We start from the raw sequence: 11,926 nt of genomic DNA on the forward strand, positions 1-11,926 counted from the left end.
GCGCGCCCACTGGACGTTCGTCAGTTCGTACCGTTTGGCCATCCGTCGCGCTCCGAATCAGAACCCTCGGAACGCAATGAATCAACGCCAAACCGCGTTGAGAATCCTGAATGTAGATTGGACCTAGTCAAACAGATCTATACCTTGGCTTTCCGCTTCGTCGCTGCCTTCTTCCTGGAAACCGACGTTGTTTTCTTCCCAAGCCCTAGCGATTTTGCCAAGGCAGAGCGCGCCGCCGAATAGTTCGGTGCGACCATTGGATAGTCCTTAGGCAAGCCCCACTTCTCACGATACTCCTCCGGCGACATGTCGTGGGCCGTGTGGAGGTGGCGCTTGAGAGATTTGTATTTTTTGCCGTCCTCCAGGCTGACGATGTAATCCGGGAACACAGACCGTTTCGGATTAACCGCTGGCTTCTGCGCCTCTTGTTCCGAGGCAGCGGGGTTTCTGATTTGAGCGAGAGCCAAATTCACATTCGCAATTAGATCGGGCAGACCCGCAACCGGCAGGGCGTTCTTCTGAACATAGGCTGAGACAATGTCGGCCGTGAGTTCGATCAGATTGGGTTGGCTTTCGTCAGACAACGGCCGGCTCCTTTGGTTGCAGGATTTGCTTGCGATACATTTGTTCATTTCTGAATAAGAGACAAACAGGGTTATCGTCAACGCCTGCCGGCAGTTAATATACGCTCATAGGCACGCCGAAGAATATACAAATGCATACGAGCAAAACTCGCTCCATACATTCGATCGCTTTGACGACGGCGCTCAGGTTCCGAGCGCATGTTCAGTACTGACCTTTGCGCATCTGGTTGGATATTTTTACAATAATACCGAGGTTTCGATATAAATCCGACTGGACTTCCTACTATTAGCAAGCATTGGTCTCGTGACGAAGCGAGACCCACGATGGCCAGGAAACGAGACAAGTCAGAAGACAAAGTCGCAATCGACGTAGTTCGCCAGCATCTATTCGACATCGAGCCGGAGCTCAGAACGCTTGAGGGTTTGGTAGCGATACTCCACGCCCTTAGCACTACGGCCGATCAAGTCGAACCCATTGCCCTTGCTCCGCTCGCCCATCTGAGCGGAGAGGCGGTCGAAAAGATCCTCTCAATGTGGCGAGAGGCCATGACCGCCTTCGCTAGCGAGGCGCGGCCACAATGAACCTGTTGTGCGAGCGAACACTGCCGTCGGTAAACTGCAAGCAGAGCGGCGCCAATACACTCGATCAGGCCTGTCGCAAGTCGTCACTGGCTTCGCGCGGATGCCTCGTCCTTGCGCAGCAATTCGGCTGGATCGAGCTCCAGCACCCTGGCGATCCTTTCGATCGCCTTCAGGCTCGCATAGTAGCGGCCGCGCTCGAGCGAGCTGATATAGGTTCGATCGAGCCCTGCCTCATAGGCAAGCGCCTCCTGCGAGAGCCCCTTTTACCTCTCGGGCCGCGCGAAGATTCCGGGCAAAAAGCTGGCGTATGTCCATGAGACGTACAACAGCCAGTTGCAGAGTACTCCACGGAGTATACTCGTCATTCGCCGACCGTCGCTTCTCAGCGGCAAATCCAGCCCATTTGAAATCACCTCGGGGGACGCATGACTGACTGGTACTATGAAGAAAACGGAACGCAGCGCGGGCCGATCAAGGAGGCAGACTTGGCGACGATGTTTGCGAATCGCTTTCTGCCACTGGAAGCGCGGGTATGGTCGGCTGCCCTCGGCTCGGAGTGGACGCCGGCTAGCCAGACAAAATTCAAGGACAGCGTTTCTGTTACCCTACCGCCTTTGCCGCCACCTCTTCCTGGCGCGCAGCCAAGCCCGGCGCCCTCGGTGGTAGTCCCTCAACCTTCTGCTGCGCGCAAAAACGCGGAGGCGCCGGGTATCAGCTCGTATTATGCTGAGGTGATTGCCTTCTCACCGCTGGCAATGCTGCTTGTCGATGTCACCGCCAAGGCAGCCAAAGTTGATCCAAGCGCCGGCGACTTCAACAACGCCACTCAGCTGTGGTGGACGCTGGCCATCATCGTTGCCTGCATCCTCGATGTCAGGCAGCTCAATCGCAAAGGGCTCAATCCAGGCAACCGATGGATTACGCCTTTCGTGCTGCTCTCACCGGTCGGGTATTTTTGGCGAAGGGCCGCAATCGTCGGCGGCGGCTGGCGCTATCTATGGCTCTGGCTCGGCTGCGCGGTGGTGGGTTTCGCGGGAGAGCTCGCTTTCGTCATTGACGGGTGAGCAGGCTGAACCTCGCGCCTCCAAACGCACCCGGCACCACAAGGTTGATATGAACGATACGCAATCCGAATTGCTTACGCTTCTGCTGGTCGCAACACTCATCTTCCTCATTCCGACCATCATTGCCTTCCTGCGGCGTCACCCGAACCGATGGGTGATCTTCCTGCTCAACACCTTTCTCGGGGCCACGGGCATCGTTTGGTTCGGCTGCCTGATCTGGGCCTGCAAGGCCCTCCACATCACTGCTGACCCAAGAGGAACCAACGGCGGTGAATCCGGCCTCAACCTGACCGCCAATGACGTCGTATGGGTGCGTTTTGAGAACGTCGCTCCGCTGTCACCGCCGGTCTCGCGATTGCCAAGCGAGGACATGCTCAATCGGCTGGAACGCCTAAAAAGTTGCGCGACGACGGTGCCATCGACGCTGATCAATTCGAACGTATGCGCGCTGGGTTCATCAAGGCGGGATAATGCCGAGCTCCAAGACATATCAAAACCGACCTAATCCGCACCGTTTCCGATCACATCAGTTCGCCTGGTCGGTGCTCCTTGGAGGACTTCAATGCTAAGGGCTATCTGCATCACCTTCGGGCTCGCCCTCATCTTCGTGCTTGGCACCACCACCACACACCTCCAAGCAGCACCCAACATCAGCGTCATGTCTTTGCCCTATGTCGGCTGGCAAGTGGACATTCCCTTCGATGACAATGGAACCGGCAAGATTAAGATAAAGCCCGACACCAAGGAGGGCCGGCAGATTGCTGCCGCCGCGGCCTTCTACAGCGTGGAATTCTGCAAAAAATGGTATTGGGAGCTGAGCGGCCCGGCGCGCGATTACATCGCCAGAGCAAAGCGGTCCGATCCGCCCGAGTTCGCTGCGCTGCAGCGCTCTATTCGCCGGGCTATGCACAAAGTCGGTCTAAGACAGGATTTCGATACATGCGTCATGCTCACTGGGCCGTACCAGGCTGGCGGAGATCTCGCCGTGCTTATGCCGTGGGGCAAAAACGGCTTTTATCCGGAGCATGATCAATAGCATTCTGGCCTGACAGCAGTCTAAAATGGGGCCGACGAACGAACCCGCTACGCGGGAGGGCGCCTGGGGTTGAGGTAGAGATCACGAGCCGGTCGTCGCGCTCGCATTTGAGGGTGGTTCGGCAGCGGCAGAACATCACGGGCTTCTTCAACAAGGAGCCTGACCATGCCCTATCCTGTTCTTGATGCACCTATCAGTCCACTGCGTCAGCGGCTGATCGACGACATGAACATGCGACGTTTCTCACAGGAGACGCAGCGCAACTATCTCCGCGACATCGGACGCCTGGCGACGTTCCTCGGCCGGTCGCCGGATACAGCGACCACCGACGACCTGCGCCGGTTCCAGATCGAGCAGCAGGACGACGGTGTTCCCGTGCCGACGATGAACAGCATCGTGTCGGCGCTGCGCTTCTTCTTCACGCATACGGTCGATCGTCCCGATCTGGCGCGCAAGCTCGTTCGTCTGGCGCACCCGCGCAAGCTGCCGATGGTGCTGAGCCGCGACGAGGTCGCCCGGCTGCTCAACGCCACCACCTGCCTCAAGCACCAGGCCGCGCTCTCGGTCGCCTATGGCGCGGGCTTGCGCGTGGCCGAGGTGGCGATGCTGAAGGTCGCCGACGTCGACAGCGAGCGGATGCTGCTGCGTGTCGAGCGCGGCAAGGGCGGGCGATACCGGAACGCCATGCTGTCGCAAGACCTGCTCTTGTTGCTGCGCCAGTGGTGGAAGGTCGGACGCCAGCAAGGGGTGATGCATCGCGACGGCTGGCTATTCCCGGGGCAGCATGCGATGAAGCCGATCAGCACCCGCCAGCTCTATCGCATCGTCGTCGAGGCAAAGGCCTCCGACATCACCAAGCGGGTCGGACCGCACACGCTGCGTCACAGCTTCGCCACCCACCTGCTGGAGGACGGCACCGACATCCGGATCATCCAGGTCCTGCTCGGGCACGCCAAGCTCAATAGCACCGCCTTCTACACCAAGGTTGCCACCCGCACGGTGCGCACCGTCACGAGCCCGCTCGACAAGCTTGGCCTCTTCAAGCCGGAAGGGATCTCACCCGACGGCTGAGCGTGCGCGCCTCGATCGAGGTTGCCGACATCTTCCGCACTGCCGGGCCCGCCTACCGGGTCGCCCATGCCGGGCATCTGAGCCTCACCGAGCTCAAGGTCATGTCGGCGATCGAGCACTGCCGCACCGCGGCCCTTGGCGGTCACGTCGAGGCCTGCGAGGACTGCGGCCAGTGGCGCATCGCCTACAACTCCTGCCGCAACCGGCACTGCCCGAAGTGTCAGGGTGCGGCCGCACGGACATGGTTGGCCGAGCGCCAGGCCGACCTGCTGCCGGTCGGCTACTTCCACGTCGTGTTCACGCTGCCCGCCGAGGTCGCCGACATCGCCTTCCACAACAAGGCGCTGGTCTAGGACCTGCTGTTCCGCGCCGCGTCGGAGACGATGCTAACCATCGCGGCAGATCGGAAGCATCTCGGCGCGCGCATCGGCATCACTGCCGTGCTCCACACCTGGGGTTCGGCGATGATGCACCATCCCCATGTGCACATGATCGTGCCGGGCGGCGGCATCGCGCCGGACGCAAGCCGGTGGATTTCGTCGCGTCCGGCATTCCTGCTGCCGGTGAGGGTACTCGGCAAGCTGTTCCGCCGGCTATTCCTCACCCGTCTGGTCGCGCTGCGCGACGCCGGCCGGCTCAGCTTCTTCGGATCGATGGCGCACCTCACCGACCGGCGGGCATTCCTGCGCCACCTGTCGCCGGTCCGGAAGAAGCGCTGGGTGGTCTACGCCAAGGCGCCGTTCGCCGGACCGGAAGCGGTGCTCGCCTACCTGTCGCGCTACACGCATCGTGTCGCCATCTCGAACCGGCGCCTCATCCATTTCGACGAGCACCGCGTCACCTTCCGCTACAAAGACTACCGCCGCGGTGGCGCAGACAGGCAGCAGCTCATGACGCTCGCCACCGACGAGTTCATCCGCCGCTTCCTGCTGCACGTTCTGCCGCGCGGCTTCCATCGCATCCGACACTACGGCCTGCATGCCGGCTCCGCTCGCAAGGCCAGCCTCGCGATTGCTCGCGAACTCCTGAACGTCGCCGCACCGTCCAATGACGACACCACGGAAGAACCGGACGACTTCCGCCCGCCATGCCCCTGCTGTGGCGGCCGCATGATCATCATCGAGACCTTCGAACGATGGAGGCAGCCGCGCGGACCGCCGGGCGCACGGACGACAAACCGGGAGACCGCCCCATGACCCGGCATGGCATGATCCAGTCTCAAGTCGTAGGCGCACAGTCTCCGGCACCGGATCCACGCCTGTCCATGGTGATCATCAACGCCGACAGAGCCGCGGCCAGCCGCGTGCCGGGCCGACAACATTCGCCTGGAGGGCGCATCGAAGCGGCCTGTCGGCATCCATCTCCGCCCTCCTTGGCGAGGTCCCAGACATCGCCGACATCTGCCGAAATCCGAAATCCCCATAGCCATCGCCTGTGGCCCGCGGGTTCCTTCCTCGGGGACTTTCGTACGCCTGCCGGCGCCCGAAACTCTTCACGGCAGCGGACTGTCCGATTTTTGATAGCGTAGGCGAAAAAGCAGTCTTGCCCGGAACGTTAATGCTTCAGGATCTGGCTGAGGAACACCTTCGTCCGTTCGTGACGCGGGTTGCCGAAGAACGCGTCGGGCGTCCCCTCCTCGACGATCTGTCCGGCGTCCATGAAAATGACGCGGTCGGCCACGGCACGGGCGAAGCCCATCTCATGCGTCACGCACACCATCGTCATCCCATCCCGCGCCAGTCCCGTCATCGTGTCCAGTACCTCGGAGACCATTTCCGGGTCGAGCGCGGAGGTCGGCTCGTCGAACAGCATGACATCGGGCTTCATGCACAGGCTGCGGGCGATCGCCACGCGCTGCTGCTGGCCGCCGGAAAGCTGGACGGGGAACTTGTTCGCCTGCTCGGGGATACGGACTCGTTCCAGGAACTGGAGCGCGGTCTGGCGCGCCTCCGCGGCAGACACACCTTTGACCCACATCGGTCCGGCCATGCAGTTCATCAGCACCGTCATATGCGGAAACAAATTAAAGTGCTGGAAGACCATGCCGACATTGGAGCGCACGGCGGCGACGTTGCTCATCCTGCCATGCAGCGTGACACCGTTGACCACAATCTCGCCCTCCTGATGGGCTTCGAGGCGGTTGAAGCAGCGGATCAGCGTCGACTTGCCCGAACCGGACGGCCCGCAGATGACGATGCGTTCCCCCTTGTGGACCGTCAGGTTGATACCCTTCAGCGCATGGAACTGGCCGTACCATTTGGAAACGGCTTTGGCCTCAATGATGGCTGGAGCGTTCATCGCACCTTGCTCCTGGCATAGTGCCGTTCGATGCGGGACTGGATCAGCTCGAGGCAGATCGACAGCATCCAATAGATGACGGCAGCCGAGATCAGCATTTCCATATGCTGGAAGGTCTTCTGGCCGAGCGTGCGAGCCAGGAACATCAGCTCCCACACGCCGATCACGGAGACCAGCGAAGAATCCTTCAGCATCGAGATAAACTGGTTGCCAGTTGGCGGAATGATGACCGGCAATGCCTGCGGCAGGATGATGCGGCGCATGGTCAGCGCAAAGCCGAACCCCATGGAGCGCGATGCCTCCCACTGGCCGCGGTCGATGCTCTGGATGCCGGAGCGGAAGATCTCGGTCATGTAGGCGCCGTAGCAGAGCGACAGCGCCAGGATGCCGGCGGGCACGGCATTGATGACGAAGCCGAGCTGCGGCAGTCCGAGATAGATCAGGTAGACCTGCATCAAGAGCGGCAGGCCCCGGAAGAACGAGGTGTAGAAGCTGGCGATGGCATAAGCGAAGCCATTGTTGGAGAGCTTGGCAACCGCGCCCGCCACCGCGATGACCGAAGCGATGACGATGGAGATAGCCGAAACATAGAGCGTGGTGACCATGCCCTGGCCGATCAGGAACGGCAGCTTCTCGCGGATGAAAGGCAGGCTGAGGTGGAAAGTCTCGAAGAAGGCGATGAACAGGAGCAGCAGTTCCAGCCATACGATGCCGATCTGCAGCTTGAGCGGTGCGAAGCCGATCAGGACGACGTTGAGTGTGAAGATCACCGCGACGGCGAAGCCCACGGCAAAACGCCCGTAAAGGCCGCTCGTCAACGGCTCGCCGATCACCGGGCGCATGAGTTCGGCCAAGCCGGTGCCCGACAGGTTGAACGCCATGAAGACCAGGAGGACGACGCCGAACATCGTCGCCACGAACCAGGGCTTGTGAACGAGGACTTCGGCCTCGACGGTATCCGGGTAGAGCATCTTTGAGCACCGGCGGTTCAGCGGCCTGCCAAATGGCAGGCCGCCTTGGACACATTAGTTCGTCTTAGAGTAGTCCTGGCCGTACCATTTTTCCGAGAGCTTGCTCAGCGTGCCGTCGGCCTTCATCGCCTTCACGGCGTCGGCGATCTTGGCCGACAGTTCGGGATCGCCATGCTCGACGGCGATTGCCAGCGGCTCGTAGAACACCGGTTCGCCCAACTGCTTGATCGGATAACCTGCCTTTATGGCATCCAGGATCGACGGCAGCGACGACACCACCGCGTCCAGCCGCACCCCGTCACCGAGACGCAAATCGTCGAAGGCGGTGGTCGAGTTCTCGTAGGAGTGGACTTCCTTCGGGTTCAGCTTGTACTCGAATGGCGGTGCCCCGGCGGCGTCGAGCGTCAGGTCCTTCTTGGCATAGGCTTCGAAAGTGGAGGTGCTGGTGGCGCCGACCACCTTGCCGTCGAGATCGCCGAGCGTCTTGGCCTTGCTGTCCTTGTGCACCGCGACCGCCGCGGGAGTGTAGTAGTACACCGCCGGGAAATCGAAGATCTCGGCGCGCTTCTTGGTCGGCGTCATCGAGCCGACATGCATGTCCCAGCGGCCCGCCCAGTTGCCGGCCGTGATGATGTCCCAGCCGGGCGTGACGAACTCGACTTTGACGCCAAGATGCTTGCCGATCGCCTTGGCGACATCGACGTCGAAACCGTCAAGCTCATTGTTGGCGTTCATGAAGGATTGCGGCGCCCAGTTGGCGTCGGTCGCCACCTTGAGCGTGCCAGCCGCCATCACACGGTCGAGCACCGCACCGGCGTGGGCGGGATAGGAGCCAAGCACAAGTGCGAGTCCGGCCATCGTCAGCTGTCGTCTGTTCCAGAATGTCATTTTCGTCTGTTCCCTTGTTGTTTGTTCAGTCCCATGCGGTCATGGCCATTCAGCCGGTCATGATCTCGCAATTCCTTGCCGACGAGGTCGGCGTCCCGCCGACGGTTCGCGGATTTAGCGGTGCCCGGGCCAGTCCGGTCTTTCGCTTCCGCGCCGGATGTTTGCCGTCGTCCGTCCCTCGCTCACAGGGAATGTTTCGGCGTGTTTTCGGCCAGGTCCGCCTTGGCAAGCCGGCCCTTGCCGCTCCGCGAAGACCGCTATGCATGCGCGACGGCTCCTCTCCCGCGGCCGGCGCTGAGCAGGAAGCCGGCCATCGTTTCAGCGACAAGCGCCGGCGCCTCGATCAGGATCGAGTGGCGAAGCCCGGGCAGGATGGCGAGCTCGGACCCCTGCACCTGCTCGTGCATCAGCCGCGCCATGCGCGGGCTGGACCCCTGGTCGTTCTCGCCGGTCACGATCAGCGTCGGACAGGTGATGCGGTCGAGGATGCCGCCGTAGTCGGTTTCCGCGAGAACCCGGTAGGCGGCAGCGTAGCAGTCGGGGTCATTCTCGGCGTCACGCCGACGCAGTTCCGCGATGATCCCGGGGTTGGTGTCCTGAAAATCCTCCGTCAGCCAGCGCGACAGCGAGGCGGCATGATGCGTCGAGGCGTCGCTCGCCATCAGCGCCGCCAGCCGGCCGCGGACCGCTTGCCGCTCCTCGGGCGTGCGGCCGGCGACCGTCGACAGCAACACCAGTTTCCGCAGGCGCTCGGCATGCGTCAGCGCCAAGCGCTGGGCGATCAGACCGCCCAGGGAAAATCCAGCCAGATTGAACGTGGAAAACCCGAGATGGTCGGCCAGCGCCAGCGTTTCGCCGACGAAATCGTCGATCTCGTAACGGCCCTTGACCCGGCTGGAGCGGCCATGGCCGCGCAGGTCGAAGGTGAGGACCGCGAAGCAATCCTTCAGCCGCTCGGCCACTCCGTTCCAGGCTTCGAGGTAAGAGCCGACGCCATGGATGCAGACCAGAGGCACGCCCCCCTCGCCCTCAAGGCGCCAGTTGAGCAGCACGCCTTTGACATCGAGCTGGCCGGAGCGCGCCATGGTCACGCCCTCGCCGCCTGGCGCGCCTTGTCGCGCTCGCGCGCGGCGAAGACCGGCATCACCTCGTCGACCCAAAGCTTGATCGTTTTTTTCTGCAGCTCGAACGGCAGATTGAACGTCAGGCCGAGGCAGTATTGGTCGACGCCCGCGGCCTCGTAGTCGAGCAGCTTTTCGATCACCTCGTCCGGCGTGCCGAACATGAGGTTGCGGCGGATATTCTCGGGATTGTAGTTATCCTTGCCCTTGACGCTCTCGTAGGGCACGGCTTCGGGAAAGCCGTTGCGCACGGTGCCGATATTCTGGAACAGGTTCTCGAAGGCGCGGCCATAATTGATGGCGTGTCCGACCGCGACCTCCCAGTCCTGCTCTCTTTCGTAGACGCAGGTGCGGCGCTGCATCATCAGGCGCGGCCGTGGCACCTCCGGATGATCGGCGACGGCCTTGCGGAATTTGTCGCCAAGCACCGCGATCTCGGCTGGCGGCGCCGACAAGGGCGTCGAAAGGATCGAGGCGCCGATACCGACCGCCCAATCAAATGTACCCGGGTCGCGCGCGGCCACCCAGATCGGCGGGTGCGGTTTCTGCAGCGGCTTCGGCACGCCGGTGGCCAAAGGGAACCTCCAGTAGTGCCCGTCATGGGCATAGTCCTCGGCCCACAGTCGCTGTACCGCTGGCACCAGCTCCTTCAGATAGGCGACGCCTTCCTGTTGCGGCATGCCGCCGGCCATACGGTCGAACTCATACTGGTAGGAGCCGCGCGCGATGCCGAATTCCAGCCGCCCGCCGGTCAGGTGGTCGCAAAGCGCCGCCTCGCCCGCCAGACGGATCGGGCTCCAATAGGGCGCGACCAGCGTCGAGGTGCCGAGCCTTATCTGCTCGGTGTGCTGCGCAAGCCAGGTCAGCGTCATCAGCGGATTGGGGGAGATCGTGCATTCGATCGTATGGTGCTCCGCCGTCCACAGCGTCTCGAAGCCGCCCTCGTCGGCCATGCGCGCCAGTTCGAGCAGGTTGCTCTTCACCCTCGCCATCGGGATGTCGGGCGAGAAGCGCTCCATGGTTAGCGATACGGCGAATTTCATGTCGGTCTCCCGGTCGGTGCGTCGGGTTTTTGATCAGCGAAGGCGGATGACGAACGGATCCTGCATGGCGCCCGAATAGTCGATGACGACGTTCTTCAGCCGCGAGAACTCCTCCATCGCGTCGAAGCCGCCGCGCCGCCCGTAGCCGCTTTCCTTGAAGCCGCCATTGGCGGACATGAAGGAAGAGGCGCGATAGGTATTGATCCAGACCGTGCCGGCCTCGACATTCCTGGCGAAGCGCAGCGCGCGGTTGATGTCGCGTGTCCAGATGCCAGAGGCGAGACCATAGCGGGTGTCGTTGGCGAGCCGGATCATCTCGTCCTCCGACGAGAACGGGATGACGCCGACGACGGGGCCGAACAGCTCCTCCCGCATGAACTCCATGCCGTTGTCGGCATCGGTCATCACGGTCGGTTCGAAATACCAGCCGCCGGCAAGCTCGTCCGACTGCGGCCGCTTGCCGCCGGCCGCGATCCGGGCGCCCTGGCGCACACCGGAAGCGACATAGGTTTCCACCTTGGCGAGTTGCGCCAACAGCGCCAGCGGGCCGATATCGGTGTCCTCCAGCATCGGCTGTCCAACCCGCACCCGCCTTGTGCGCTCGACCAGCGCCTCGACGAAAGGCTCATATGCGCTTGCCTCGACGAAGCAACGCGAGCCGGCGACGCATGTCTGGCCTGCGGCCGCGAAGACACCGGACACGACGCCGTTCACGGCATGCTCGATATCGACGTCGCCGAAGACGACATGTGGCGACTTGCCGCCAAGTTCCATCGAGCAGGGAATGAGGTTTTGCGCCGCATTGGCGGCGATCCGCCGCCCGGTCCCGGTCGAGCCGGTGAAGACGAATTTGGCGATCCCCGGATGCCGGGTTAGCGCGTCTCCCGCGACTGCTCCTGTGCCGGTCACCACGTTGACGACGCCGGCGGGGAAGCCTGCCGCCATGATCAGCTCGGCCAAAGCGAGTGTCGAGGCCGAAGCATGCTCCGACGGCTTGACAACCACCGTGTTGCCGAGCGCCAGGCACGGCGCTAGCGTGCCGGTGAGCAGCATCAGCGGCGAGTTCCACGGCGTGATCATGCCGACCACGCCGATCGGCTCGCGCAGGTTGAAGTTGAGCATGTCGAGCTTGTTGACCGGAATGGTGTCGCCAAGCAGCTTGTCGGCCATGCCGGCGAAGTAAGTGTAGCTGTCAGGCATGGCGCGCATCTGCGCGCGCATTTCCTTGAGCAGCTTGCCGTTGTCGCGGGTCTCGATCAGCGCCAGTT

At 62.3% G+C, this 11,926-nt stretch carries 12 protein-coding genes and 1 pseudogene; 5 read left to right on the forward strand and 8 right to left on the reverse strand.

The annotated features are described in order from the left end of the window. Positions 1-137: 137 nt before the first annotated feature. Together EOA49_RS26120 and EOA49_RS34150 are read right to left on the reverse strand one after the other, a co-directional pair. A complete protein-coding gene (locus tag EOA49_RS26120; RefSeq protein ID WP_281007088.1) occupies positions 138-584 on the reverse strand; it encodes a MucR family transcriptional regulator in 447 nt (148 codons plus the stop codon). A 665-nt stretch (positions 585-1,249) separates the two neighbouring features. Next, entirely contained in the window at positions 1,250-1,375 is a 126-nt protein-coding gene (locus tag EOA49_RS34150) for a hypothetical protein (protein WP_348626897.1), read from the reverse strand. A 216-nt stretch (positions 1,376-1,591) separates the two neighbouring features. Between EOA49_RS34150 and EOA49_RS26130 the strand changes: the two genes are divergently transcribed. The 5 genes and pseudogenes from EOA49_RS26130 to EOA49_RS26150 all read left to right on the forward strand — a co-directional run bounded on the left by EOA49_RS26130 (position 1,592) and on the right by EOA49_RS26150 (position 5,533). Beyond that, entirely contained in the window at positions 1,592-2,230 is a 639-nt protein-coding gene (locus EOA49_RS26130) for a DUF4339 domain-containing protein (RefSeq protein WP_127239558.1), read from the forward strand. A 49-nt stretch (positions 2,231-2,279) separates the two neighbouring features. Beyond that, complete coding sequence (locus tag EOA49_RS32825; protein ID WP_164746639.1) at positions 2,280-2,735, forward strand: superinfection immunity protein; 456 nt, start codon at positions 2,280-2,282, stop codon at positions 2,733-2,735. Positions 2,736-2,792: 57 nt separating this feature from the next. Next, positions 2,793-3,266: a hypothetical protein gene (locus EOA49_RS26140; protein WP_127239560.1), complete on the forward strand. Its 474-nt coding sequence runs from the start codon at positions 2,793-2,795 to the stop codon at positions 3,264-3,266. A gap of 165 nt (positions 3,267-3,431) precedes the next feature. Then, a complete protein-coding gene (locus EOA49_RS26145) occupies positions 3,432-4,337 on the forward strand; it encodes a site-specific integrase (RefSeq protein ID WP_127239561.1) in 906 nt (301 codons plus the stop codon). A gap of 2 nt (positions 4,338-4,339) precedes the next feature. Continuing rightward, positions 4,340-5,533: pseudogene (locus tag EOA49_RS26150) on the forward strand (IS91 family transposase). Between the two features lie 358 nt (positions 5,534-5,891). Here EOA49_RS26150 and EOA49_RS26155 read toward each other — a convergent pair. The 6 genes from EOA49_RS26155 to EOA49_RS26180 form a co-directional block, all read right to left on the reverse strand. Continuing rightward, on the reverse strand, positions 5,892-6,635 hold the full coding sequence (locus EOA49_RS26155) for an amino acid ABC transporter ATP-binding protein (RefSeq protein ID WP_127239562.1): 744 nt from the start codon (positions 6,633-6,635) through the stop codon (positions 5,892-5,894). Continuing rightward, complete coding sequence (locus EOA49_RS26160; RefSeq protein WP_127239563.1) at positions 6,632-7,606, reverse strand: amino acid ABC transporter permease; 975 nt, start codon at positions 7,604-7,606, stop codon at positions 6,632-6,634. The genes EOA49_RS26155 and EOA49_RS26160 overlap by 4 nt, the downstream gene beginning before the upstream one ends. Positions 7,607-7,660: 54 nt before the next feature. Further along, complete coding sequence (locus EOA49_RS26165; protein ID WP_127239564.1) at positions 7,661-8,494, reverse strand: transporter substrate-binding domain-containing protein; 834 nt, start codon at positions 8,492-8,494, stop codon at positions 7,661-7,663. A 257-nt stretch (positions 8,495-8,751) separates the two neighbouring features. Then, positions 8,752-9,579 (reverse strand): alpha/beta fold hydrolase, encoded by an 828-nt coding sequence (locus EOA49_RS26170; RefSeq protein ID WP_127239582.1) that lies wholly within the window; start codon positions 9,577-9,579, stop codon positions 8,752-8,754. Positions 9,580-9,581: 2 nt separating this feature from the next. Beyond that, positions 9,582-10,658, reverse strand: coding sequence for an LLM class flavin-dependent oxidoreductase (locus EOA49_RS26175; RefSeq protein WP_127239565.1), 1,077 nt, complete (start codon positions 10,656-10,658; stop codon positions 9,582-9,584). 33 nt (positions 10,659-10,691) lie between these two features. Further along, positions 10,692-11,926: aldehyde dehydrogenase (locus tag EOA49_RS26180; RefSeq protein ID WP_164749288.1), on the reverse strand; the 1,235-nt coding region annotated here is incomplete at its 5' end.

The sequence above is a fragment of the Mesorhizobium sp. M1A.F.Ca.IN.020.04.1.1 genome, from assembly GCF_003997315.1.
Lineage (GTDB): Bacteria > Pseudomonadota > Alphaproteobacteria > Rhizobiales > Rhizobiaceae > Mesorhizobium.

What these genes read in the sequence shown, in the direction of transcription:
- EOA49_RS26170 (WP_127239582.1), bottom strand. Translation starts at nt 9,579, where the DNA reads ATGGCGCGCTCCGGCCAGCTCGATGTCAAAGGCGTGCTGCTCAACTGG.
- EOA49_RS32825 (WP_164746639.1), top strand. Translation starts at nt 2,280, where the DNA reads ATGAACGATACGCAATCCGAATTGCTTACGCTTCTGCTGGTCGCAACA.
- EOA49_RS26130 (WP_127239558.1), top strand. Translation starts at nt 1,592, where the DNA reads ATGACTGACTGGTACTATGAAGAAAACGGAACGCAGCGCGGGCCGATC.
- EOA49_RS26175 (WP_127239565.1), bottom strand. Translation starts at nt 10,658, where the DNA reads ATGAAATTCGCCGTATCGCTAACCATGGAGCGCTTCTCGCCCGACATC.
- EOA49_RS26145 (WP_127239561.1), top strand. Translation starts at nt 3,432, where the DNA reads ATGCCCTATCCTGTTCTTGATGCACCTATCAGTCCACTGCGTCAGCGG.
- EOA49_RS26160 (WP_127239563.1), bottom strand. Translation starts at nt 7,606, where the DNA reads ATGCTCTACCCGGATACCGTCGAGGCCGAAGTCCTCGTTCACAAGCCC.
- EOA49_RS26165 (WP_127239564.1), bottom strand. Translation starts at nt 8,494, where the DNA reads ATGACATTCTGGAACAGACGACAGCTGACGATGGCCGGACTCGCACTT.
- EOA49_RS26155 (WP_127239562.1), bottom strand. Translation starts at nt 6,635, where the DNA reads ATGAACGCTCCAGCCATCATTGAGGCCAAAGCCGTTTCCAAATGGTAC.
- EOA49_RS26140 (WP_127239560.1), top strand. Translation starts at nt 2,793, where the DNA reads ATGCTAAGGGCTATCTGCATCACCTTCGGGCTCGCCCTCATCTTCGTG.